This is a genomic window from Agathobaculum sp. (assembly GCF_022775115.1).
Taxonomy (GTDB): Bacteria; Bacillota; Clostridia; order Oscillospirales; family Butyricicoccaceae; genus Agathobaculum.
The window spans coordinates 1-24,030 of sequence record NZ_JALFLA010000002.1; the positions used below are offsets into that span (position 1 = coordinate 1).

Consider the following 24,030-nt stretch of genomic DNA (forward strand, 5'->3'; position numbering starts at 1 on the left):
TGTAAACTCTATCCGCAGCAACGCCGACTGGGACCATGGTCTGCCCGACCGTCCCGACTGGCGGCTTGAGGCGCGCGGCAACGCGCGTCCCAGATAGATGACCGTCCACGACAGAACCCGGCTTACGCATCACTGACACCAGCTCTGAAACGGTCGCCGTTTCAAACGAAAGACTGCCGCGAGCACACGCCCGCGGCAGTCTCTTTTTCGTTTCATGGGTCTTTTCCGGCTTGCCGGGCAGCCGCTCATGACTTACCCAGCATTTCCATGAACTGCTCGCCCGTTATCGTCTCCTTTTCAAGCAGGAAGTGCGCCAGACGGTGCAGCGCTTCCATATTGTCGCGCAAAATGCCGATCGCCTTCTCATGCGCCGCCTTAACCGACGCGACAACCTCCTGATCTATGCGCGCGGCGGTCTCCGCCGAGCAGGCCAGCGAGGTATCGCCCGACAGATAAGGGTTGTTCACCGTCTCCAGCGCGACCATATCAAAGCCGCGGCTCATACCGTAGCGCGTGATCATGGCGCGCGCCAGCTTGGTCGCCTGCTCGATATCGTTCGACGCGCCCGTGGTGACCGAGCCGAAAATCAGCTCCTCGGCCGAGCGTCCGCCGGTCAGCGTGGCTAGCTTGTTTTCGATCTCCTCGCGGCTCATCAGATAGTGTTCGCCCTCGTCCACCTGCATGGTGTAGCCCAGCGCGCCCGAGGTACGCGGTACAATGGTGATCTTGGTCACCGGTGCAGAATTGGTCTGCTTGGCTGCGACAAGCGCATGGCCGATCTCGTGGTAGGCCACGATCTCCTTTTCCTTGGGACTAAGCACCGCGCTCTTGCGCTGCGCGCCCGCGATGACCGTCTCCACGCTCTCCTCCAAATCAGCCTGCGTCACTGTGTCGCGTCCCAGCCGCACAGCGCGCAGCGCTGCCTCGTTGATGATATTGGCAAGGTCGGCGCCCGACGCGCCCGAGGTCGCGCGCGCAATCGCGGCAAAGTCGATCCGGCCGCTCATATGCACCGCCCCGGCATGCACCTTAAGAATGGCTTCGCGCCCGGACAGGTCGGGCAGTTCGACCGGAATACGGCGGTCAAAGCGCCCCGGACGGAGCAGCGCGGGATCGAGCGATTCCGGCCGGTTGGTTGCCGCCAGAATGACCACGCCCTTGGTGCCGTCAAAGCCGTCCATCTCGGTCAGCAGCTGGTTGAGTGTCTGCTCGCGCTCGTCATTGCCGCCAAGGCCGCCGCCGTCGCGCTTTTTGCCGATGGTGTCGATTTCATCAATGAAAACGATACAAGGCGCTTTCTCGCTCGCCTGCTTGAACAGGTCGCGCACCTTGGCCGCGCCCATGCCGACAAACATCTCGACAAATTCCGAACCCGAGATGGAGAAGAACGGCACATGCGCCTCGCCCGCAACAGCCTTGGCCAGCAGCGTTTTGCCCGTGCCCGGAGGGCCGACCAGCAGCGCACCCTTGGGCAGCCTTGCGCCGATCGAAGCGTATTTGTTCGGGTTGTGCAGAAAATCAACGATCTCGCTCAGTGCGTCCTTAGCCTCGTCCTGCCCGGCCACATCGGCAAAGCTCTTGCCGGTCTCGGCCTCGGCGTAGATCTTGGCGTTGGCCTTACCGAAGGTCATCGCGTTTCCGCTCATGCTCTTCATCATCTTTTTGTTCAGCCACTGGCCAAAGCCGATGATGAGCACGATCGGCAGCGCATAGCTGAGCAGCAGCGTAGCCAGCGGCGACGCTTTGGTCGGTATCTCGGCCGCGAAGTCGACATTCGCCGCCTTCAACCGGTCATACAGCCCGTTGTCTGGGAAAATACCAGTCTTATAGATACCGTCCTTGCCGTCCTCTCCGGTGGCCTCAAAAATGATCTGGCGGTCATCCGCGCTGTACGCGACGCGCTTGACGCCGCCCGCCTCGACCATATCCGAAAAATCACCGTAGCCGATCTCAACCACCTGCCGCTGCAGCAGCGTTGGAAAGAGGAAGATATTGAGCAGCATCAGCACCAGCAGCGTGACGATATAATAATAAATCAGCGGTTTTTTGGGTGATTTTGCATCGTTTGGGGATTGCAGCATATCCGTTCACCTTTCTTTGTCTCCGTGCAGCGCGTCGAGGCCGCGCTGTATTTTTGTCATCATCATTCCACGTGGCGGGAGTACTCCTCGCTGCCGCCCGCCGCATCGGTCAGACCGCTCGGTCTGCCAAAGAGTAATGGATTCATTGTAAGCAAATCGGTTTACAGTGTCAACCGCCAAATGTGAACAATTTGAAAATATTGCTATCCGGTGCAGCAAAAAAACCGCGTGTCAACACGCGGTTTCCGCTTCACTTCATCGAGCCCATCGTGCCCCAGTTGGCAAACTCGCTGTAAGTCAGGTAGATACTGTCCTGCGGCAGGCCGGTCGTCTGCTGCACGGCGGCAAACGCGGCCTCTGTAAACGCCTTTTTGTGCGCAAACTCGGTCGTACCAAAGCACTTTACGTCCACATAGGCCAACGCACGCTTTTCGCCCGCAAAATACATGGTGTGCCCATCCGCGATGTCAACCATCAGCTTTGCCTCGGTTTTACCCGGGATGACGCTGATCCGCTCACCAAGGGCGGCTTTGAGCGCGTCCTTCTGCTGCTCACTGAGTATTGCGGACGTGGAAACGGCGATATATGGCATATCAAACACCTCATTTTTCATATTGGCAACGCCGAAGACGCCATTGCGCGGCGCTGTCTGTTGTTTTATCATTGTATCACACCGGCAGGCGTTTGTGAAGCAGGCGCAGCCCTTTTCCCGCACGCAGGAAAAATCTCCCGGCATTTTTGCCGGATCGCCTGTAAATACAGGAGAGTAATGCTATGCTGGAAGCAGTGCAATCAAGGAAAAGCTGACGCAGAAGCCAGAAATGCATCGTTACCGGCAAACCAATCAATTATAAACCGTTTGTTAATTTTGATTGATTTTGCTGCACAAGAAATGCATTTTGTGGTATGATATTGACATTAGTTCAGACCCATCGAACGGGATGTGTGCTTATGAATATCAAATGTACGCAAAATATTTATAAGAGCGCCAACGGGGTGTCCAACGTCACCTACTATATCCTCTCACCGCAGGATGTGGAGGTGCGCGGTATCGTTCAGCTCTCACACAGTATGTGCGAATACTTTTCGCGCTACACCACCTTTGCCAAGTATCTCTGTGAGTTGGGCTTTATCGTCTGCGGCAACGACCATATCGGACACGGTGCATCAGTCTCACGGGATTCCGAGCTTGGCTTTTTCGCCAAGCGGGACGGCTGGAAATACCTCGTCGAGGATGTCAAGCAGTTGACCGATCTGATGCAGCGCCGCTACCCCACCCTGCCGTATTTTCTGATTGGGCATTCTATGGGTTCGCTCGTCGCCCGCCTGTACATGACCGAGTATGGCGACCGACTCTCCGGCTGCATCCTGATCAGCACGGTCGGCCCCAGTCCGGCGGCCGTCGGCGGCGCGCGGCTGGCCGATTCAATCGCGCGCAGCCGCGGCATGACCTACCGCAGCAGCTTTCTGTCCAACCTAAGCTTCCGGGGCTTCAACCGCAAGATCAAGCATCCCCGCTCGGTGTTCGACTGGCTCTGCCGCGATGAAGATATCGTCTCGCTCTATCAGTCCGACGCCAAGTGCAATTTTGTATTCACCGCGACCGGCTTTCGTGACCTGTATACGCTGTGCGCCAAGGCCAACAGCAACCAAACCTTCCGCCGCACCCCACACGCGCTGCCGCTGCTCTTCCTCGCGGGGGACAAAGACCCCATCGGCAAATACGGCGACGGTGTGCGGCGCGTGGTCAATCTGTACCGCGGCGCGGGGGTGAAAAACATCGAGGTCATCTTTTATAAGGATGCGCGGCATGAGGTGCTCAACGAGCTTGGCCATCTGGAGGCCTTCGGTGATATCTCCCGCTGGCTGGAAGCCCAGCTGACCGCCCACGCCGCCGACGCAGACGAGCAAACGGTCGCAAGCGAGCAGATAACCGTCCACTGAGCACGCCGCAGCGCGGCAAAATCCATCACAAAAACCAAGAGCCATCGGGCAGCGCCCGATGGCTCTTTTCTTTACAGCTCTAATATTTCAGACGGATGCGCAAGCCGCACGTCAGCCTCCAGCTTGTCCGGCTCATGGCAGCCCCAGAGCGCCAGCGCGCTGCGCACACCGGCCGCGCGGGCGCACTGCATATCATACGCACTGTCCCCGATGTATATGCTCTCCTCCGGTGTGCCGCCCAAGCGGCGGATACATGCGAGCAGCGCGTCCGGCGCAGGCTTGGGATGCTCGACCTCGTCCGCGCACACAGCGGTATCGAAATACCCGTTCAGGCCGATGGGCACAAAGCCGCGCTCGAACTGAGCACGGGTGCGTGAAGTGACGATGCCGCGCGGCTTGCCCGCCGCGCGCAGCGCCGTCAGCATATCGACGATACCGTCATAGACCGGTATTTTGTCCAGCTCCCGGTATGCCAACTCCTCCCACCGGCGCGTGATCGCCTCCATCTGCTCGGGCCGCACGCCCAGTGCAGTCATCGAGCTGTGCGCCGGCATACCGAAGCAAAAGAGCAGTTCCTCGGTCGTGAACGAATAGCCATACTCCGCCAGCGCCTGCCGCATTGTCTCCCGATCCTTCGCCCCACTGTCGATCAGCGTGCCGTCAACGTCAAAGATAAATGTTTGCATGTGTCCTCCTTCTATTCCCCGCGCGCGAAGCAGCGGCTTGCGCCCTTGCCTACTTGCTCCACGCCGCCTTGGACGCCCCCTGCGCAAACACCTCCAAAAAACCCTTGACGTTGGCCGTGATGTCACCGCCGAATACTGCCGAACCGGCAACGATCACATCTGCCCCCGCTGCGACGATTTCCGCCGTGTTGGACAGCTTGGCACCGCCGTCGATCTCCAATTCGCAGCGGTAGCCCTGCCTTTGTATCTCGGCGCGCACGGTGCGGATCTTGTCCATGCATTCCGGAATAAAGCCCTGCCCGCCAAAGCCTGGCTCGACCGTCATGATAAGCACCATGTCGCAATAGGGCAGCAGCGGAAACAGCACCTCGGCCGGGGTGTTCGGCTTGATGACACAGGATGCCTTGACGCCCGCTGCGCGGATTTTTTGCAGCTGCGCCAGCGTGTCGCCGTTCGACTCATAGTGCACGGTGATGATATCCGCACCGGCTTCGATAAAATCGTCCAAATACCGGTCGGGGTCAGAGATCATCAGATGTACATCGAGCACCTTATCGGTCGCCCGGCGCAGCGCCCGCACGACCGGCGCGCCGATCGTGATGTTGGGCACAAAGTGACCGTCCATCACGTCCACATGGATATATTCCGCACCCGCGTCAGCCGCGCTTTTAATATCGCGCGCAAGATTTGCAAAATCCGCCGACAGAATAGACGGAGACAGTTTGATTTCCATTTCAGCTTCCTCCCCAAAGCACCGCGCGCCTGAGCGCGGCATATAGTGATACCAAGCGGCCTGAGGCGCAGCCTTGGATATGCCCGCCGCTTTTCAGATATAGGAGCGGCGGCGCGCACCGCCGCTCCCCTTTGTCGTTATCCCCATTATACTGCCCTCTCCTCCGTTTTGCAAGCCCCAGCGGCGCCCCTCTGGCGGCGAGCCGCTTTTTCCGGGGAATTTGTTTGCCGCAGCGGTTGATTTATCCCGGCGGAACAGGTAAAATAAAAGCATACTGCGAAATATGATGAAGGGACACGATAAAATGAGCGTCAATCGTTGTTATTCCGAAAAAAAGCCCGGCTTTGACGTGGAGGCGCGCGGCCTGTTTGCCAGCCTGCATGACCTGCTTGAGATCAAAAGCCTGACCCATGTGCGCTATCTTTGCCGCTACGATGCCGAGGGTATCGCACCCGCGGCTTACGAAAAGGCCAAGGGCATCGTTTTTTCCGAGCCGATGGCCGATATATGCTATGATGAGGACTTCCCCCGCCCTGCGGGCGCGCATACCGTGCTCGCGGTCGAGCCGCTGCCCGGCCAGTTCGACCAGCGCGCGGACTCCTGCGCGCAGTGCATCCAGCTGCTGACCGGCGGCGAGCGTCCGGCCATCGCCGCAGCCAAGGTCTATGTGTTCGAAGGCGCGCTTTCCGCGGCCGATATGGACAAGATCCGCGCCTTTCTCATCAACCCTGTCGAGGCGCGCGAGGCCTCGATGGACAAGCCCGCCACACTCAAGGCCGCATACGCCATCCCGACGGCGGTCGCCACGGTTTCCGGCTTTACCGGCATGGACGACGCGGCGCTGGCCGGCCTGCGGGGCGATATGGGGCTTGCCATGGATCTGGACGACCTGAGGTTCTTGCAGGCCTACTTCCGCGATGAGGAAAAGCGCGACCCCACCATCACCGAGGTGCGCATGGTGGACACCTACTGGTCCGACCACTGCCGCCACACCACCTTCCTGACCGAGATCGACGGCGCCGAGATAGACGACCCGCTAGTGCAGGCCGCGTTCGAGCGCTATCTTGCCGCCCGCGTCGAGGTATACGGCGAGGAAAAGGCAAAAAAGCGCCCCGTTACGCTGATGGACATCGCTACCGCGGGCGCAAAGCTGCTCAAAAAGCGCGGCTATCTGAAAAACCTCGACGAATCTGAAGAGATCAACGCCTGCTCCATCCGGGTCAAAGCGCTGATAAACGGCCGGTTTGAGGACTGGCTGCTGATGTTCAAGAACGAAACGCACAACCACCCGACCGAGATCGAGCCGTTCGGCGGCGCGGCCACCTGCCTTGGCGGCGCGATCCGCGACCCGCTCTCCGGTCGCTCCTACGTTTATCAGGCCATGCGCGTGACCGGCGCGGGCGATCCGACCGTCCCGCTCAGCCAGACGCTGGCACACAAGCTGCCCCAACGCAAGCTGTGCCAGACGGCTGCCGCCGGTTACTCGTCCTACGGCAACCAGATCGGCCTTGCCACCGGCCTTGTACACGAATTCTATCACCCGGGTTATGTCGCCAAGCGCATGGAGATCGGCGCGGTCGTCGGCGCGGCTCCGGCGGATAACGTCATCCGCGAGGTGCCCGAGCCGGGCGATCTTGTCCTCCTGCTCGGCGGCAAGACCGGCCGCGACGGCTGCGGCGGTGCGACCGGTTCGTCCAAAAAGCACACCGAGCAGTCGCTTGACACCTGCGGCGCAGAGGTGCAGAAGGGCAACCCGCCCGAGGAGCGCAAACTCCAGCGCCTGTTCCGCAACGGCGCTGTGACCCGTATGATCCGCCGCTGCAACGACTTCGGCGCGGGCGGCGTGTCGGTCGCCATCGGTGAGCTGGCCGACGGGTTGGATATCGACCTTGACGCTGTGCCCAAGAAGTACGACGGGCTGGACGGCACCGAGCTTGCTATCTCCGAATCGCAGGAGCGCATGGCGGTCGTCGTGCGGGCAAAGGATGCCGACGCATTCATCGCCGCCGCCGCCGAGGAAAATCTGGAGGCGGTCATCGTCGCCAAGGTGACAGACACCAACCGCCTGCGCATGACTTGGAACGGCGCGGCCATCGTCGATGTGTCCCGCGATTTCCTGAACACCAACGGCTGCGCCAAGCATGTCTCGGCCGCAGTCGCCCCCCTGCCCGCGCCGTCCATCAGCTGCATGCCGGATGGGCACACCGCGCGCGAAAAGCTTTTGAACCACGCCGCTACCCTTGGCATCTGCCTTGAGCGCGGCCTGGTCGAGCGGTTCGACGGCTCGATCGGTGCAGGCTCGGTCTTCATGCCGTTCGGCGGCAAATATCAGCGCACGCCCACGCAGGTCATGGCGGCCATCCTGCCGGCGCTCTCCGGCCAGTGTGAGACCGCCTCGGTCATGGCGTTCGGCTTCGACCCCTACTTCACCGAGCAGAATCCCTTCCTCGGCGCGTCCTGCGCGGTCATCGAGTCGGTGGCCAAGCTGGTTGCCGCGGGCTGCGATTTTGAAACAGCCTACCTGACCTTCCAGGAGTATTTCGAGCGTCTCGGCAAAGACCCGCAGCGCTTCGGCAAGCCGCTGGCCGCGCTGCTCGGCGCGTATGCCGCGCAGGAGGGACTTTGCCTTGCGGCCATCGGCGGCAAGGATTCAATGTCCGGCTCGTTTGACGAGATGGACGTGCCGCCCACGCTCGTCTCCTTTGCCATTGCGCCGCAGGACGCTTCCCGTCTGATCTCGCCCGAGTTCAAGGAGTCCGGCCATCCGGTATACCTGCTGGACGCGCCCTACTTCCCGGACGGTACGCCCGACTACCCAGCCATCCGGCATATCTGGAACGAGGCGGCAAACTTGATCGCCTCGGGCAAGGCTGTGTCGGCTTGGGCGCTGTCGGTCGGCGGCGTAGCCGAGGGCGTATGCAAAATGGCGCTGGGCAACCGGATCGGCTTTGCGTTTGACGCGGCCTTCCCGTCTGACGCGCTCTATCTGAAAAACTTCGGCGGCATCCTGATCGAAGCTGTCTCCGCGCTGCCCGCCTACTGGCTGGTCGGCCACACGACCGGGGACGCGGCCATCACCATTGCGGACGAGCACATCCCGCTCGACGCACTGACCGAGGCGTTCGAGGGCAGGCTGGAGAGCGTCTTCCCGACCAAGGCACCCGCATCCGACGCGCAGCTTGTCACGGTATCCTGCACCGAGCGCACGGCACACGCCCCCGCGGTCAAGACCGCAAAGCCTCTCGCGGTCATCCCGGTATTCCCCGGCAGCAACTGCGAGTATGACACCGCCCGCGCGGTCGAACAGGCTGGCGGCGCGGCCGAGATCATCGTTGTGCGCAACTACTCAGCCGACGCGCTGGCCGAGAGTGCCGTGCAGCTGGAAAGCGCCATCCGCTGCGCGCAGATGGTCATTCTGCCGGGTGGCTTCTCCGGCGGCGACGAGCCGGACGGCTCGGGCAAATTCATCGCCTCCTTCCTGCGCGGTCCCGGTATCAAGGACGCGCTGCACGAGCTGCTGCAAAAGCGCGACGGCCTGATGCTCGGCATCTGCAACGGCTTTCAGGCGCTCGTCAAGCTCGGCCTTGTGCCCTATGGCGAAATACGCGACCAAATGACCGGCGATGACCCGACGCTGACCTTCAACCTGATCGGCCGGCACCAGAGCCGCTATGTGACCACGCGCGTCTCCTCGGTCAAAAGCCCCTGGCTGTCTGCCTGCAGCGTCGGCGACCTGCACACGATTGCCGTCTCGCACGGCGAGGGACGCTTTGTCGCGCCGCAGCATGTGATTGACGAGCTGGTGCGCAACGGTCAAATCGCTTTCCAGTACACCGACCTTGCAGGCGCGCCGTCGATGGATATCGCATGGAATCCGAACGGCTCGTTATGCGCGATTGAGGGCATCACCAGCCCGGATGGCCGCGTGCTCGGCAAGATGGGACACACCGAGCGTTACGGTCCGTTCGTCGGCCGGAATATCTACGGACAAAAGTATCAGCCGATCTTTGAGAGCGGCGTAAAGTACTTCCGATAATCTGCAGCAGGCTATCACTGCCCAGCATCCCCGCGCAAGCCGTGCCGGAAAGCACAAAGCCCACCGGATGCCCGGTGGGCTTTGTATCACCCGCAGCCGCAGCACCGTGATTTTGTCACAGAAACACACGACCGTGTTGGTATAATGGAACTATCAAACGCGGGAGGTTTTTCTCTATGACAAATACAAAACAACGGCGAAAAGCGGTGGTCGACCGCGATGTCTGTGTGGCCTGCGGCTGCTGTGTGAAGGTGTGCCCCACGTCGGCCATTGCGATATACAAGGGCATTGCCGCGCAGGTCGATTGGGCGCGGTGTGTCGGCTGCGGAAAGTGCGCCAAGGAATGCCCGGCATCCATCATCACCATAGAGGAGGTGCAGGCATGAAAAAGCATTGGTATGACTATCTGTGGATCGTCTCGCTGACCTATCTGGTGCTGGGCTTTTTCAACATCCTGTTTGCGTGGCTGGGACTGTTGTGCTTTTTCATCCCACTTATCCTCTCCGCCGCCCAAGGCACAAAGGGCTACTGCAACCGGTACTGCGGACGGGGACAGCTGTTCGGGCTGCTGGGCGGGCGCTTCGGCCTGTCCCGCAAAAGGGACATCCCCGGCTGGATGAAAAGCAAGTGGTTTCGCTATGGCTTTCTCATTTTCTTTTTCGTCATGTTCTTCCAAATGCTGTGGAGCACCTATCTGGTCTTTGCCGGCGCACAGGGTCTGCGGCAGGCGGTGACGCTGCTGTGGACCTTCAAGCTGCCTTGGCAGTGGGCCTATCACGGCACTCTGGTGCATCCGGGCGTCGCCCAGTTCGCGTTCGGGTTTTACAGCGTGATGCTGACCTCGACCGTGCTCGGCCTTGTCACGATGCTGCTGTTCAAGCCCCGCAGCTGGTGCGTTTACTGCCCAATGGGAACGATGACGCAGCTGATCTGCAAAGCCAAGAACGGCAGCGCGTAACGGCTGCGGGCATGTGACCGCTATCCCCCTTTGACGGCGCGCAACTGACGCAGCAAAGGGGGCATACTGAAAACAACCATATAGAAAAGGAGCGAACAAATCATGTCGATATTGCATATGAACGAGGAAATGTACAAGCAACACATCGCCCGAACGGATAAACCCGTTCTGATCGAGTTTTCGGCGCCTTGGTGCAGCTACTGCCGCCGCCTTGCTCCGGCTCTGGACGAGATCGCGGCGGAATATCAGGATCGCTTGGTGATCGGCCAGATCAACATTGACGACGAGCCTACGCTCGCCGAGCAGGAGAAGATCGAGCTTGTCCCCACGCTGCTGCTCTATCAGAACGGCCGCCTGCTCGGCTCGACCGTCGCGCCGGAATCCAAGGCGCAGCTCGAGAGCTTTATCGGACAGGCTTTTCAGCAGGAGCAAAAGCAGCGCGAAGCCAGCGCGCACGTCTATGATATGATCGTCGTCGGCGGCGGCCCCGGCGGCTACACCGCGGCGCTGTACGCCGCCCGCGCAGGACTGGACACCATTCTTTTGGAGGAGCTGTCCTCCGGCGGACAAATGGCGCTTACCGAGCAGATCGACAACTATCCCGGCTTTGAGGACGGCATTGACGGCTTCACGCTGGGCGAAAAAATGCGCAAGGGCGCCGAGCGCTTCGGCGTGCAGACCCAGCTGACCGAAGTGCTGTCACTTGTGCTCTCGGGCGAGGTCAAGCAGGTGGAGACCAGCGCGGGCAAGCTGCTTGGCAAAACTGTCGTTCTTGCCACCGGGGCGAGTCCCAGAGAACTGGGCGTTCCGGACGAAAAGGAGCTGGTGGGGCGCGGCGTGAACTACTGCGCCGCCTGCGACGGTATGTTCTACAAAGGAAAGACCGTGGTCGTCGTGGGCGGCGGCAACAGCGCGGCCGCAGATGCGCTGCTCCTCTCCCGCGTCTGCGCGCAGGTCATTCTTGTCCACCGGCGGGATACCCTGCGGGCAACCAAGATTTATCACGACCCACTGCTGCACGCGGAAAACGTATCCTTCCGCTGGAACAGCACAGTGACCGAGCTGCTGCACGAGGACAAGGTGACCGGGGTGCGGCTGCGGGATGTTCAAACCGGGGAGGAAAGCATCGTACCGTGCGACGGTGTGTTCGTCAGCGTGGGCAGAAAGCCCGCGACCGAGCTGGTCAAAGACCAGCTTGCACTTGACCCGGCGGGCTATATCATTGCAGACGAATCCACAAAAACCGCGCTGCCCGGCGTGTTCGCTGTAGGCGACGTGCGGACCAAGGCGCTGCGGCAGATCGTCACCGCCGTGGCGGACGGCGCGGTAGCCGTCCACTACGCGGAGGAATATCTGACGGAAAACGTGTAAGATAAAGCAGGGGGCAGTCTCTTTCCGAGACTGCCCCCTTTTTCCGGCTGTGCCGAACATTTTGGATGCTCTGAGACGGCCAAAATGCCGTCTGTTTTTACTTTTGCAGCGTCTTGGCAAAGCTGTCCTTGAGGGTAACGATGCGGTTGAAGCGCCCCGTTTCCCGATCCTTGACATAATACCCCATGCGGACAAACTGGAAGCGCTCCCCCGCCGCGGCCTCGCCCAGCGCAGGCTCCAATTTGCATCCGGTCAGCTTTTTGAGCGAATCCGGGTTCAAGTAATCGAGAAAATCCGTACCCTCGGGCACATCACCGACATTCTCCAGCGCAAACAGGTTGTCATACAGGTACAGGTCGGCATCCACCGCGTGCTGCGCGGACACCCAGTGTATCGTACCCTTGACCTTGCGGCCGTCCGCAGGCATACCATTTCCGGTCTCCAGATCGGCCGTGCAGCGCAGCTCGATCACCTCGCCCTGCTCGTCCGTAACGACCTCGTTACAGCGGATGATATACGCGCCCATCAGCCGCACTTCGCCGTCCGGCCTCAGGCGCTGGAACTTCGGCGGCGGCACGATGGCAAAATCGCTCTTCTCGATATACACCTCGCGCGAAAACGGCACCTCGCGCGTGCCGGCGGCCTCGTCACGCGGATTGTTCGGTACTGCAAACGTCTCGGTCTTATCCGCAGGGTAGTTGGTGATGACCAGCTTGACCGGCTCGGTGACCGCCATGCGGCGCAGCGCAGTGTCGTTCAGCTCTTCGCGGATACAGTGCTCAAGCAGCTTGATATCAACGAGCGAATTGGCCTTGGCAATGCCTGCCCGCTGGACGAAATCCAGAATGGCCGACGGCGTGTAGCCCCGGCGGCGCAGCGCGCACAGCGTGGGCATACGCGGGTCGTCCCAGCCCTCCACATGGCCGTCAAACACCAGCTGGCGCAGGTAACGCTTAGACATCACCGTATGCGTCACATTCAGGCGCGCAAACTCGCGCTGCTTGGGGTGGTGCGGCAGTGGACAGTTATCCACGACCCACTCATACAGCGGGCGGTGGTTCTCAAACTCGATCGAGCACAGCGAATGGGTGATGCCCTCGAGCGCGTCCTGTATCGGGTGCGCAAAATCGTACAGTGGGTAGATGCACCATGCGTCCCCCTGCCGGTGGTGGTGCGCGCGGACGATACGGTAGATCGCCGGGTCACGCATATTCATGTTGGGCGAAGCCATGTCGATCTTGGCGCGCAGCGTCTTGGCGCCGTCCGCAAACTTGCCCGCGCGCATATCGGCGAATAGCGCGAGGTTTTCCTCGACCGAACGGTCGCGGTACGGGCTTGCCTTGCCCGGCACGGTCAGTGAGCCGCGGTAGGCGCGCATCTCCTCCTGCGTCAGATCATCCACATAGGCCTTACCGTCGCGGATGAGCTGCACAGCGCATTCATAGCAGGTCTCAAAATAGTCCGAGCCGTAATATACCCCGCCGTTCGGCTCCTCGCCGGTCAGCCACTTGATATCCTCCCAGATGGAGTCGACATACTCGGTGTCCTCCTTAACCGGGTTGGTATCATCATAGCGCAGGTTGAACCTGCCGCCGTATTTCTTGGCGATCGACCAGTTGATGAAGATAGCCTTGGCCGAGCCGATGTGCAGATAGCCGTTCGGCTCAGGCGGAAAGCGGGTGTGTATTTGCTCGTGCAGTCCGGCTGCGATATCCTCATCAATGATTTCGGTCAAAAAATTGCTTACGTTTTCCATCATAGCGTTATCTTGCCCCCAAATGGATCATATTAAAGCGTATCCGCGCATTTTTCCAGGCGTTCAAGCACCTTTTCCCGACCCATGATGCCCATGACCGTTTGCAGGTCGGGCGCGTTCTGGCGGCCCGCGATCGCCACGCGCACGACCATCGAAACATCACCGACCGCGCCCTTGTACTGCTCCGGCGCAGCCTTGTACGCCTTGGTGTCGGCCGCGTAGCCGAACTGCTCCGCAAGCTGCTGCATACGCGCAAAAAAGCCGTCGGGCGTATCGTTTTCATCGAACACCGCAGCAAACGCCGTCAATATTCCCTTCGCGTCCTCAGCGCTTACCCGCTCGGGCATGGTGTAATCCGGTGCGAACAGCTCATCGAACAGAAAGTCCATATAGCCCTTGGCCTCCGACCAGAGCGCGATATCCTTGCGCGGCTTTTTGCCGCCGCGGCCGATGGCGAGATACGCCTTGGAGGCTGCGGGGTCGCGCGTAAGCAGCGCGTGGAACTGCGGGTCGTTGTCCGCGCTCCACGCGGCGATATAATTATATACGGTGTCGGCATCCATGCGGGAAATGACGTTCTTGGACACGTCGCGCAGCTTTTCGATATCGAACAGCGCGCCCGAGCCGCTCATCTTCTTGGTGCTGAACGGAAAATCATTCAGCGGCAGGTCGGGGTTTGCGCGGCGCCACTCCTCAAAATTGGAGTTCAGGAGCGTCATCAGGTATTCGAGCACCGCCGGAACAGGATACCCCTCCTTCGCGTAAAAGGACAGCGCCAGCTCCGGGTCTTTGCGTTTGCTGAGCTTGCGCTTGCCACCGGTCTCGGGGTCGATCTTCATGAGTTGAGCGGTGTGCGCGTACTTAGGCGGCTTCCATCCCAGCGCGCGGAACAACTGCAAGTGCACGGGCAGCGTGGCCAGCCATTCCTCGCCGCGCACGACAACCGTCGTCCCCATCAGGTGGTCGTCCACCACATGGGCGAAGTGGTAGGTCGGGATGCCATCTGACTTGAGGATGACGACGTCCTGATCGTTTTCGGTTACTTCCATCTTGCCCTTGACCAGATCGTCATGTTTTATCTTGTTGGCGATGCTGCCTTCCGAGCGGAAGCGAATGACATAGGGCGTGCCCTGCCGCAGCGCGGCTTCGATGTCCTCCATCGGGCGATCGCGCCAGACAGCGTACTTACCGTAGTAGCCGAAGTTTTCCTTGCTCTCCTCCTGCTGCCGGTGGGCAGCGGCCAGCTCGTCCTCGGTGCAGAAGCAGGGATACGCCATGCCGCGCCGGAGCAGTTCCTTGACAAAGACCTGGTATATCTCCGCGCGCTGGCTCTGCCGGTAAGGGCCGTAGGCGCCCTTGTCGCCGTCGAGCGTTGCGCCCTCATCAAACGGCAGGCCGAAGGCCGAAAACGCCTCGAGGATGGTCTGCACGCCGCCCTCGACCTCGCGCTTTTTGTCGGTATCCTCAATGCGGAGGTAGAACACGCCCTGCGACTGATGCGCCAGCCGCTCGTCCACCAGCGCGCCGTACAGATTGCCGAGATGCATAAAGCCGGTCGGGCTTGGCCCCATGCGGGTGACCTTTGCACCCTCGGGCAGCGCACGCTTCGGGTAGCGCGCCTCGACCTCCTCCGGCGTGCACTTGATATGCGGCAGAAGCAGCTCTGCCAAGCGGTTATAGTCCATTGATTTTTCACTCCATGTTTCCGATAGGGGTAGCATTACCCATGACAGGTTTATTTTATCACAGCGCCCCTGTGCGTGCAAGGCGAAAATTCGCCGCCGGCAGCGCAAGGGGGACGCAAGCGCGGCCTGCGTCCCCCTTCATTCCAAGTCTAAATCTATTACTGCCGGTCAGTCCCGCTCGTCGGGGCTGTCCTGCGGCGCGCTGTCTTCCGACGGACCGCTGCCCTGCGGTGCGTCAAGCGGCGTCTGCACATAGGGCATATAGTCATAAGGCTGCTGTACCGGCGGCTGCGCCTGTGCCAAATACTCATACAGGCCGACAAACGATGTCTCCACATAAGCCTGTAAAAAAGCGCCCAGCACGATATTGACACACAGCCCGGCAATCAGCGCGAGCAGCATGATGGGCAGACTCATCGTGCTTTCCAGCGATCCGCCCAACACAAAAAATAATCCGCAGACACAGAGCAGTCCAAATTCCAGCGCAAACCATCCGAAAAAGCTAAGGAGCAGCCCGAGCAGCTTGCCGAAATGCCCTTTGAATACTGCGGCGGCCTCTCGCGTGGCCGACCATACGCCGCGCTCCTCTCCACCGTCATACAACACGACCCAGCCAGCCCTGTACGCTATAATCTTAACGCTAATCAGCAGGAAAATAACGGCAAGCACAAGGTAGCCCACAAATATAAACGTTCTGGACGGATAACTGCCCCGTGCGGACAAGATCAGCGCGATGATCCAAACCGTCGCCAGACAGGAGGGTATCAAACTCCAGAGCATCGCGCGGAAGAAAATGCAGAACTGCATTTTGATACCCGTCCACGCAGACTGCCCTGAGGTGAACGGCTGGAACAGCGTGCTGACCGGCGGCTGCTTGCCGCGGCGCAGGTCAATGTAAAATCTTGACAAGCCATACATCAGCCCCCCGGAAATGGCGACCGACAGCAATGTGAGCGACCACGAGGTATTGGAAGCCTCCTCGATCAATATCGACAACCGGTATGCACTGAGCTGGCCACTTATCGTCAGGTTGCTGAAGCGGATCAGCAGCGGCGCGTACATAATGAGATACAGCAGCACGAACGGCAGTCCATATAGGAACTGTATACCGATGCAGCGCCCCAAGCAGTCCCACACGCGCGTCTTACATTCCCGCTTGATATCCTTGCGGACCTGTGTTGTATAATTCATCTTCTTTCCCCCTCTTATTTGATGCTGTTACTGCGCCTGCTCCTCCGGCGCGCTACTATCTGCCCCGGCATCGCCAGCCGGTGCAGGGTCGGCACTTGCCTGTTCGTTTCCCTCTTGCGCCGCGCCCTGCTCGGGATCGCTCTCCTGCGGCGCTTCGGGCTTGATTGTGCCCACATACACGATCTTATCCCGCTTGGAATAGTTGGAGCTGTTGGCAAGCACCTCGGTCGTTTGGCCGTTTTCCGTGATCTGCTTATAGGTGCGGGTCGCATAGCCCGTGATGCCCGTCTGGTCGACGCGGCTCTGCCCCTCCTTCATCGAGGCATCCTTCTTCTCGACCGTCTGCGGCGCATAGGTCGACAGCACCTCCGTGCGGGTGGTCACGGTTTTGTCGCTCGTTTTGGTGCCAATCAGCGTCATAATCATCTGACCGCCCGTTTGCTCAGCCAATATCTTGACCGGATAATCAGTATTGTTGCGGAAGCGGAAATCCGGCCCACCCCAAGACACCGTGGCATCCTCACCAAGCGGTGTGTAGCCCACGGTGAACGAGTGGTTATAGCGCTCGGTCACCTCTAAGTCGGCACGAAGCACGGCCATATACAGCGTCGAGGACGGCTGGCATACGCCGCCGCCGAACTCCTCGACGATTTTGCCGCCCGAGTACGCGCCCGCTGGGCGGTAGCCTCGCGCCTCCGTGCGCTCGCCGACCACATTGTTGTACGAAAATTCCTCGCCCGGGTTGAGGATAAGACCGTTGATGGCGTTGGAGGCCAGCCGGACGTTGTTCGTACGCGGCACATTGCCTTCGTTCAGGTCGGTCGATGTACGGGCGAGCGTATCCTGAAACAGCTTTTGCTCCAGATCGGCGGCGGTCACTTTGGGCTGCACGACCGTGGCCGGGATCACATACTGCTCGGCCGAGCCGTCCCCAATGATCGCCCGCGCCTGCTCGACATCGAACTGCACCCCGGCCTTTTCGGGCAGGATGGTCGTGCCGTCAGCCTTGTCAACGGTCGCGCTGACCGGCTCACCGATGGCCTCGGCGGCGATCTTGTCAATGTCGATCGCGGGTGTTTCAGTCAGCTCGGTAGAGACTGTGTAAGGCGTGAAATCCATCAGGCGGATCTTCCGGTCGATCGCCTCGCGCACGGCCTGCGCGTCAAAATGCACGCCCGGCTTGCCCGCGTGGATAATCAGGCTGTCCGCACCGGCCTCCCAAGCCGGCTCGACCGGCTCGGTCAGTGCCTCGGCCGCGATATCGCCCAGCGCGGTTTCCAGCCCCTGCGTGTTGACGGTCGCGGCAAGCTCGGCCTCGCCCTTGCCGACGAAGGCGCAGAGCATATGCCACACGCGCGCAAACGGGTTGCCCGTACGGCCGACCGCAAAGGCGTTCTCTGCCGACTGCGCGGCGTCCACGCTTTCCAGCACGCTCTCGACCGGGATATCGTAGGTCTTGTCATAGATGGACAGTGTAACCGCCGTGTCCGCATACAGCGCGTCGCCCTGTGCGGCGATGGCCTGCGCGGCTTCCTCGGCCGATTTGCCGCCGACCGGGATACTGCCCGCCGTCACCCCCGGAAAAATGCTGGGGTAAAGCTGGTTAAAGCCGACGAGCAGCGCCAGCAGCAGCACGAATACACCGCTCAGCACGACGGTCATCCGGCCAGCGGCGCTGTGCCCTCGCTCCTCCGGCTTGGGCGCTACTTTTGTGCTTCGCTTGGACACGACATGCGCCCCTTTCTTCCTTTTTGCTATGCTATTGCTTATCATGTTCTTCCCCTTTTTCGCTGTCTTTATATATGCGTTCGAAAAAAATAACATACGAAAACCGGCCAGTCGGTATGCGCTGTTTTTCGACAGATTTTTCTTCTTAACATTATATACTGTATAGCTAGGCTTGACAATAACAATTCGGTAAAAAGTTGGCAGACAAGCCACGGAATACGGGCAAAAAGCCTGATGCGCGGCGCGTGCTTGACAGCCAACCGGCGCGATGCTATAATAAAGCCACATAATTATAAGCAACCGGCAATGAAAAGGAAAGTACGCGGCGAGGTACGGCCAAGCGAGTCCCGGAGGATGAGAGCGGGATGCGGAGGGCGCGGCGGAAAATGGCCTTGGAGCCCCGCACCGACCGGCGGCGTCCCGCCATAGGCTGCGGCGCATGATCCCCGTTAACGGATTCTGGGTATGGCAGTACCCTCAGAGGCGCGCCGCCGTGAGGGGCGCGCAAAGCAAGGTGGTAACGCGAAAGCGCTTCGGCTCTCGTCCTTGAATGGTGGCTCATTCAGGCGGGGGCTTTTTTGATGCCCACTTTCCCGCGTCCGCCCGCGCGGGGATATAATCGCCCGCCTGCGCGGCAATGCTGAAAGGGCGGGGCACACCCGCGTCCCATCGCGCATCCGCCGCAGGCGGCTGTTTGGATAAGCAAGCACAACAAAATGATGATAAAGGAGCACAACCGCATGGACAAGAAACCTTATTATATCTCAACCGCGATCGCCTACACCTCGGCCAAGCCGCACATCGGCAACACCTACGAGATCGTGCTGGCGGACGCCATCGCACGCTACAAGCGCATGACCGGCTACGAGGTCTATTTCCAAACCGGTACGGACGAGCACGGCCAGAAGATTCAGGAAAAGGCCGAAGCGGCCGGCATCTCGCCCCAGCAGTATGTGGACAAGGTCGCGGGGCAGGTCAAGGACATCTGGGATCTGATGAACACCACCTACGACCGCTTTGTCCGCACGACCGACCCGATGCACGAGAAAAAAGTGCAGCGCATCTTCAAAAAGCTGTACGAGCAGGGCGATATCTATAAGGGCAGCTACAAGGGCAAATACTGCAAGCCCTGCGAGTCGTTCTGGACAGAGTCGCAGCTCAAGGACGGCTGCTGCCCGGACTGCGGCCGCCCGGTCGCGGACGCGGAGGAGGAGGCCTACTTCTTCAAAATGTCCAAGTACGCTGACCGCCTGATGCAGCACATCGAAACGCACCCCGCGTTCATCCAGCCCGAGAGCCGCAAAAACGAGATGGTCAACAACTTCTTAAAGCCGGGTCTGCAGGATCTGTGCGTGTCCCGCACCTCCTTTTCGTGGGGCATCCCGGTCGATTTCGACCCCGGCCATGTCGTCTACGTCTGGCTGGATGCGCTGACCAACTATATCACCTTCTGCGGCTACGACCCCGATGGCAACCACGATGCACACTATAAGCGCTTCTGGCCGGCCGATGTGCATCTGATCGGCAAGGATATCATCCGCTTCCATACGATCTACTGGCCCATCTTCCTGATGGCGCTGGGCGAGGAGCTGCCGGCACAGGTTTTCGGCCACCCTTGGCTGCTGGTGGGCGAGGGCAAGATGTCCAAATCGCTCGGCAACGTTATCTACGCGGACGATCTGGTGCGACAGTTCGGCGTGGACGCGGTGCGCTACTATGTGCTGCATGAGATGCCCTTTGGCAACGACGGCCTGATCTCCTACGAGCTGATCTGTGAGCGGGTCAATGCCGAGCTTGCCAATGTGCTGGGCAACCTTGTCAACCGCACGATCGCCATGACGCAAAAATACTTTGGCGGCGCGGTCCCCGCCCCCTCCCCCGCTGATGCTGAGCCGGTGGACGACGAGTTGAAGGCGCTCGCGCTCGGCCTGCCCGCTGCGGTCGAAAAGCGCATGAGCGACCTGCATGTTGCCGATGCGATCGACGAGATTTTTGCGCTGCTGCGCCGCTCAAACAAGTATATCGATGAGACCATGCCGTGGGCGCTGGCCAAGGATGAAGCGCGCAAGCCGCGGCTGGGCGCCGTGCTGTACAATCTGCTGGAATCCATCCGCTTTGCCGCGACCATGCTGCGCCCCTACCTGCCCGAAACGGCCGACAAGATCTTCGCCCAGCTGGGGGTCGAGGATCGGGGTGTCGCGTCGCTCGCCTCCTTTGACGGCATGACCCCGGGCGCGCCCGTCGGCGCAGCGTCTATCCTGTTCGAGCGTATCGACATTCCGAAAAAGCTTCAGGAGATCGAGGAGGAAAACCAGGCCAAGAACGCACCTGAAAAGCCGGCTGTCACCTTCCTGCCCGATATCCCGTTTGACGACTTCTGCAAGGTCGACATGACTGTGTGCAAAGTGCTTGCGTGCGAGAATGTCAAAAAGAGCGACAAGCTCCTCAAATTCCAGCTGGACGACGGCTCGGGTCAGCCCCGCCAGATTCTGTCCGGCATTGCCAAGTATTATCAGGCGGCCGAGCTGGTGGGCAAGACGGTCGTTGCTGTCACCAACCTGCCGCCCCGCAAGATGATGGGGCAGGAATCCTGCGGTATGCTGCTGAGCGCCGAAAAGGACGGCCAGCTGTGCCTGCTCATACTGGACGACAGCATTGCAGCCGGTGCCAAGCTGTGCTGAGCACGGCTGCACGGCGTGCTGAACAAGCCTGCGGCGGGTGCGGGAACAAGTCCCGTGCCCACCGCTGTGCACGGTTTATTTGATGCTTCATGCTGCAGCAGAAAGAGACAAGTTATGCGCAAAAAATACTTCTTTTTTGATATTGACGGCACGCTTGCGAGCGGTTTGACCATGCAGATGCCCGCAAGCGCGGTGCGCTGTGTCGAGCAGCTGCGCGCAAACGGCCATTTTGTCGCGCTGGCGACCGGCCGCCTGCAAGCCTCCGCGGCGGCCTTTGCCGCACGCTATGGCTTTGACCAGATCGTCGGGGACGGCGGTTACAGCCTGACCATCGACGGAGCGGTGGTCGAAATGCGCAGCCTGCCGGTCGAGCCGTGCATCCGGCTGATCGACCGCCTGTGCGCCCAACATATCCCGTGGGCGGTCACGGTGGCCAACGAGCGCGTCTGCGTGACGCAGGACGAGCGCTATCTGCCATACGCGCCGCCGGATTACTTTTCAGTCTCGCTCGACCCCAGCTTTGATTACCGGCGGATGACGCAGGTATACAAGGTATACATCGTCTGCACCCCCGCGCAGCAGGCGGATATTGACTGCGGCGGCTTGCCCACCGTGCGGTATAACGACAAGGTGCTGTTCATCGAGCCGACCAGCAAGCAATACGGCATCCGCCGGATGCTCGACCGGCTGGGTGCGGCCGACGAGGATACCGTGGTGTTCGGCGACGGCACGAACGATCTGTGTATGTTTGGGCAGGGCTGGCTGTCCATCGCCATGGGCAATGCGTGCGAGGCACTCAAGAAACGCGCCGATTATATCACCACCGGCGTGGACGATAACGGTATCCAAAACGCCTGTCGTCACTTTGGCTGGATATAGAGAGGAGGAAACGATCATGCTGTTTGACACACACGCGCATTATGATGACGCGCGCTTTGACGATGACCGCGATGCCCTGCTGTCCGCCATGCCGGAGAATAATGTTGGGCTGATCCTCAACCCGGGCTGTGATGTGCCGTCCAGCCGCAAGGCGGTCAGCTATGCGCAAAAATACCCATTTATGTACGCGGCGGTCGGCATTCACCCGGAAAACATCGGTGCGGATTGGGAGCAGGCGCTTTCGCTCTTGAGGGATCTGGCGCAGAACGAGCCAAAGGTGCGCGCGATCGGTGAGATCGGACTGGATTATTACTGGGAGAAGGACGAGCGTGCCCGCGCCCGCCAGCAGGTCGTTTTCCGCCGCCAAATGGAGCTTGCCGAGACGCTGCACCTGCCGGTCATCGTGCATGACAGAGATGCACACAGCGACTGCCTTGCGATCACGCGGCAGTTTCCGGCGGTGACCGGCGTGTATCACTGCTACGCGGGCAGTGTCGAGATGGCGCGCGAGCTGCTTCAGCTGGGCTACTATCTGTCGTTCACAGGTGTGATCACGTTCAAAAACGCACGAAAGGCCGTCGAGGTCGTCCGCGCTACGCCGCTCGACCGGCTGATGATTGAGACCGACGCGCCCTACATGGCGCCCGAGCCGTTTCGCGGGCGGCGCAACTCCTCGCTGTACGTTCATCGCATGGCCGAGGCCATCGCGCAGATTAAGGGACTGCCCGTGGAGGAGGTCGAGCGCGTCACGACCGAGAACGGCAAACGGCTGTTCCGCATTGAGTCGTAGCGCCTGCAAAATAAAACAAAGAAAAAGCGAAAAAAATGTTGACAGATGCACAGGCGTCCTGTATAATAAACTCTGTTGTTAGGGATAAGTCAAATGCCCATTTGGTCGCACCCGCAAAGTGCATTGATATTCCGTGACAATAAGTGTATATACACTCTTTATCTGGGGGTATAGCTCAGCTGGGAGCCCGGTTGAAGCGGTAAACAACCCCCGTACAAAAACTTAATATTTGCACTCTCTTCCATTTGGGGGTATAGCTCAGCTGGGAGAGCGCTTGAATGGCATTCAAGAGGTCAGCGGTTCGATCCCGCTTATCTCCACCATCACAAAGAGAGTGTGAAGAAAACCTCACTTCTTCGGAAGTGGGGTTTTTGCTTTATGCGGCGATGGCAACGATGTCAATGCCCATGCTGAACTTCGAGACATTTTGTCTCAAAGTTCAGCGCTCAAAGATGGGCCGTGTACCCGGTCTGTCCATCACATTCCGTCTGTTTATGGAGATATACCGCACGCGCTTTACAATGCGGTTGGGATCGTCCTTGCAAGGGCACGCCTTGCCGCTGGTGGTCAGGGACAGCCGGGAGCCACAATGACTGCAAAACACATTCCCAGCCAGGAGCGACTGGCCCGCGATGTTCCGCGGAACGGTGCGCTCCTTTTCGGCGGCGAAACGGCGGCGGCAAAAATCCAGATGGTCAAGGGGGTAAGAGCGGAGATTTTTTCGCGCTCTTTGCGAAAAAAATACGACTCGTCCCTTGATGGTCCGGATAGTCGGAACGGACATAAAACGCTGATTGCTTGCGGTGGGAAGATGTGCTATACTTGTAACTGAAAAACATTGAAAAAATACTGGTATAACTACATCGGCGGTACAGACGATAGCCTAACTTTGGTGGACTATCTCTATGACAAAGGCAAAGCTGAACTTCCTCTGAGCGAGATATTCAGTGATACTGGCCTTGGAAAGCTGAATTGGGACTTTCATACCTCACCTGATTTAGAATACACTGACTCCGAGGGTGAATGCCACGAATTTTATTATGCCATTGATTTGGCAACCGATTTGGCGGCGCTTATCTTGGAGAGCAAAAAAGCGGTGGGTTCAACCTAAAAGATCTGTTTGACGAGGAGAACCGAGATCTGTTTGTGAAAATCACCACCACACCAGAAGAAGATCAGGCAATGAATGGTGCTTTGGCAGATTTCTTCACTACTCCTTTTGAATATGACCTCCATGAAATGGTAGATGATGAGGATATGCAAGAAATGGCACAGGACTGTGAAAATCTCCGTAAAGAATTGTGCGAATAACGTACAGTTTATCGGGCAAACAAAAAAAACTAAAACAGGGTGGCGGGGCAGGTGTTGACTAGAGACCATCCCAAACTTTGTGTAAACCTCCGATGTGGTGTAGAATAGGAGCACCACATTGGAGGATTTTTATAATGGCTAGAAAGAATCGTACCCCAGAAGAAAACGCACGTCGGGAAAAAATCAGAGAACTGCTGCAG

Annotated in this window: 16 protein-coding genes, 1 tRNA gene and 2 pseudogenes; 11 read left to right on the top strand and 8 right to left on the bottom strand. The window is 59.5% G+C overall.

Features of this window, described 5'->3' with window-relative positions; translation table 11 throughout:
* Positions 1-245: 245 nt before the first annotated feature.
* Together ftsH and MR935_RS00290 are read right to left on the bottom strand one after the other, a co-directional pair.
* Entirely contained in the window at positions 246-2,081 is a 1,836-nt protein-coding gene (gene ftsH, locus MR935_RS00285) for an ATP-dependent zinc metalloprotease FtsH (protein ID WP_290570026.1), read from the bottom strand.
* Between the two features lie 250 nt (positions 2,082-2,331).
* Positions 2,332-2,745, bottom strand: coding sequence for a phenylpyruvate tautomerase MIF-related protein (locus MR935_RS00290; RefSeq protein WP_290570028.1), 414 nt, complete (start codon positions 2,743-2,745; stop codon positions 2,332-2,334).
* 287 nt (positions 2,746-3,032) lie between these two features.
* Between MR935_RS00290 and MR935_RS00295 the strand changes: the two genes are divergently transcribed.
* Complete coding sequence (locus tag MR935_RS00295; protein ID WP_290570030.1) at positions 3,033-4,025, top strand: alpha/beta fold hydrolase; 993 nt, start codon at positions 3,033-3,035, stop codon at positions 4,023-4,025.
* Positions 4,026-4,096: 71 nt separating this feature from the next.
* Here MR935_RS00295 and MR935_RS00300 read toward each other — a convergent pair whose 3' ends face one another.
* Both MR935_RS00300 and rpe read right to left on the bottom strand, forming a co-directional pair.
* Positions 4,097-4,711 carry an HAD family hydrolase gene (locus tag MR935_RS00300; RefSeq protein ID WP_290570032.1) on the bottom strand — a complete coding sequence of 205 codons (615 nt, stop codon included), beginning with the start codon at positions 4,709-4,711 and terminating at the stop codon, positions 4,097-4,099.
* A gap of 49 nt (positions 4,712-4,760) precedes the next feature.
* Entirely contained in the window at positions 4,761-5,444 is a 684-nt protein-coding gene (rpe, locus tag MR935_RS00305; protein ID WP_290570034.1) for a ribulose-phosphate 3-epimerase, read from the bottom strand.
* Between the two features lie 304 nt (positions 5,445-5,748).
* Between rpe and MR935_RS00310 the strand changes: the two genes are divergently transcribed.
* The 5 genes and pseudogenes from MR935_RS00310 (at position 5,749) to trxB (ending at position 11,809) form a co-directional block, all read left to right on the top strand.
* A complete protein-coding gene (locus MR935_RS00310; protein ID WP_290570036.1) occupies positions 5,749-9,480 on the top strand; it encodes a phosphoribosylformylglycinamidine synthase in 3,732 nt (1,243 codons plus the stop codon).
* A 176-nt stretch (positions 9,481-9,656) separates the two neighbouring features.
* Complete coding sequence (locus MR935_RS00315) at positions 9,657-9,866, top strand: 4Fe-4S binding protein (protein WP_290570038.1); 210 nt, start codon at positions 9,657-9,659, stop codon at positions 9,864-9,866.
* Entirely contained in the window at positions 9,863-10,438 is a 576-nt protein-coding gene (locus MR935_RS00320; RefSeq protein WP_290570040.1) for a 4Fe-4S binding protein, read from the top strand. The genes MR935_RS00315 and MR935_RS00320 overlap by 4 nt, the downstream gene beginning before the upstream one ends.
* 117 nt (positions 10,439-10,555) lie before the next feature.
* Positions 10,556-10,834, top strand: a pseudogene (locus MR935_RS00325) (thioredoxin family protein); the annotation flags it as partial.
* 69 nt (positions 10,835-10,903) lie between these two features.
* Positions 10,904-11,809 carry a thioredoxin-disulfide reductase gene (gene trxB, locus MR935_RS00330; RefSeq protein WP_290570052.1) on the top strand — a complete coding sequence of 302 codons (906 nt, stop codon included), beginning with the start codon at positions 10,904-10,906 and terminating at the stop codon, positions 11,807-11,809.
* 97 nt (positions 11,810-11,906) lie between these two features.
* Here the strand turns inward: trxB and MR935_RS00335 are convergent, their stop codons facing one another.
* From MR935_RS00335 to MR935_RS00350, 4 genes are all read right to left on the bottom strand, one after another.
* On the bottom strand, positions 11,907-13,565 hold the full coding sequence (locus tag MR935_RS00335; RefSeq protein WP_290570054.1) for a glutamine--tRNA ligase/YqeY domain fusion protein: 1,659 nt from the start codon (positions 13,563-13,565) through the stop codon (positions 11,907-11,909).
* A gap of 32 nt (positions 13,566-13,597) precedes the next feature.
* Positions 13,598-15,250 carry a glutamate--tRNA ligase gene (gltX, locus tag MR935_RS00340; protein WP_290570042.1) on the bottom strand — a complete coding sequence of 551 codons (1,653 nt, stop codon included), beginning with the start codon at positions 15,248-15,250 and terminating at the stop codon, positions 13,598-13,600.
* Positions 15,251-15,418: 168 nt separating this feature from the next.
* Complete coding sequence (locus MR935_RS00345; RefSeq protein ID WP_290570044.1) at positions 15,419-16,441, bottom strand: DUF975 family protein; 1,023 nt, start codon at positions 16,439-16,441, stop codon at positions 15,419-15,421.
* 27 nt (positions 16,442-16,468) lie between these two features.
* Positions 16,469-18,169, bottom strand: coding sequence for a VanW family protein (locus MR935_RS00350; RefSeq protein ID WP_290570046.1), 1,701 nt, complete (start codon positions 18,167-18,169; stop codon positions 16,469-16,471).
* A 719-nt stretch (positions 18,170-18,888) separates the two neighbouring features.
* On the opposite strand from MR935_RS00350, the gene metG reads away from it, so the two are divergent.
* The 5 genes and pseudogenes from metG (at position 18,889) to MR935_RS00375 (ending at position 23,830) form a co-directional block, all read left to right on the top strand.
* Positions 18,889-20,850 (top strand): methionine--tRNA ligase, encoded by a 1,962-nt coding sequence (gene metG / locus MR935_RS00355; RefSeq protein WP_290570056.1) that lies wholly within the window; start codon positions 18,889-18,891, stop codon positions 20,848-20,850.
* A gap of 114 nt (positions 20,851-20,964) precedes the next feature.
* A complete protein-coding gene (locus tag MR935_RS00360; protein WP_290570048.1) occupies positions 20,965-21,729 on the top strand; it encodes an HAD hydrolase family protein in 765 nt (254 codons plus the stop codon).
* A 16-nt stretch (positions 21,730-21,745) separates the two neighbouring features.
* The gene (locus MR935_RS00365; RefSeq protein WP_290570050.1) at positions 21,746-22,519 is read left to right on the top strand and encodes a TatD family hydrolase; all 774 of its coding nucleotides are present in this window, start codon (positions 21,746-21,748) and stop codon (positions 22,517-22,519) included.
* A gap of 247 nt (positions 22,520-22,766) precedes the next feature.
* A tRNA-Ala gene (locus MR935_RS00370) sits at positions 22,767-22,842 on the top strand.
* A 569-nt stretch (positions 22,843-23,411) separates the two neighbouring features.
* Positions 23,412-23,830 (top strand): annotated as a pseudogene (locus MR935_RS00375) (imm68 putative immunity domain-containing protein).
* Positions 23,831-24,030: the final 200 nt, after the last annotated feature.

Excerpts from the sequence above, each read along its gene's own strand:
- trxB (WP_290570052.1), top strand. The coding sequence starts at position 10,904 with ATGATCGTCGTCGGCGGCGGCCCCGGCGGCTACACCGCGGCGCTGTAC.
- MR935_RS00295 (WP_290570030.1), top strand. The coding sequence starts at position 3,033 with ATGAATATCAAATGTACGCAAAATATTTATAAGAGCGCCAACGGGGTG.
- MR935_RS00300 (WP_290570032.1), bottom strand. The coding sequence starts at position 4,711 with ATGCAAACATTTATCTTTGACGTTGACGGCACGCTGATCGACAGTGGG.
- MR935_RS00365 (WP_290570050.1), top strand. The coding sequence starts at position 21,746 with ATGCTGTTTGACACACACGCGCATTATGATGACGCGCGCTTTGACGAT.
- MR935_RS00320 (WP_290570040.1), top strand. The coding sequence starts at position 9,863 with ATGAAAAAGCATTGGTATGACTATCTGTGGATCGTCTCGCTGACCTAT.
- MR935_RS00310 (WP_290570036.1), top strand. The coding sequence starts at position 5,749 with ATGAGCGTCAATCGTTGTTATTCCGAAAAAAAGCCCGGCTTTGACGTG.
- MR935_RS00335 (WP_290570054.1), bottom strand. The coding sequence starts at position 13,565 with ATGGAAAACGTAAGCAATTTTTTGACCGAAATCATTGATGAGGATATC.
- ftsH (WP_290570026.1), bottom strand. The coding sequence starts at position 2,081 with ATGCTGCAATCCCCAAACGATGCAAAATCACCCAAAAAACCGCTGATT.
- MR935_RS00345 (WP_290570044.1), bottom strand. The coding sequence starts at position 16,441 with ATGAATTATACAACACAGGTCCGCAAGGATATCAAGCGGGAATGTAAG.
- MR935_RS00360 (WP_290570048.1), top strand. The coding sequence starts at position 20,965 with ATGCGCAAAAAATACTTCTTTTTTGATATTGACGGCACGCTTGCGAGC.
- metG (WP_290570056.1), top strand. The coding sequence starts at position 18,889 with ATGATAAAGGAGCACAACCGCATGGACAAGAAACCTTATTATATCTCA.
- gltX (WP_290570042.1), bottom strand. The coding sequence starts at position 15,250 with ATGGACTATAACCGCTTGGCAGAGCTGCTTCTGCCGCATATCAAGTGC.
- rpe (WP_290570034.1), bottom strand. The coding sequence starts at position 5,444 with ATGGAAATCAAACTGTCTCCGTCTATTCTGTCGGCGGATTTTGCAAAT.
- MR935_RS00290 (WP_290570028.1), bottom strand. The coding sequence starts at position 2,745 with ATGATAAAACAACAGACAGCGCCGCGCAATGGCGTCTTCGGCGTTGCC.
- MR935_RS00315 (WP_290570038.1), top strand. The coding sequence starts at position 9,657 with ATGACAAATACAAAACAACGGCGAAAAGCGGTGGTCGACCGCGATGTC.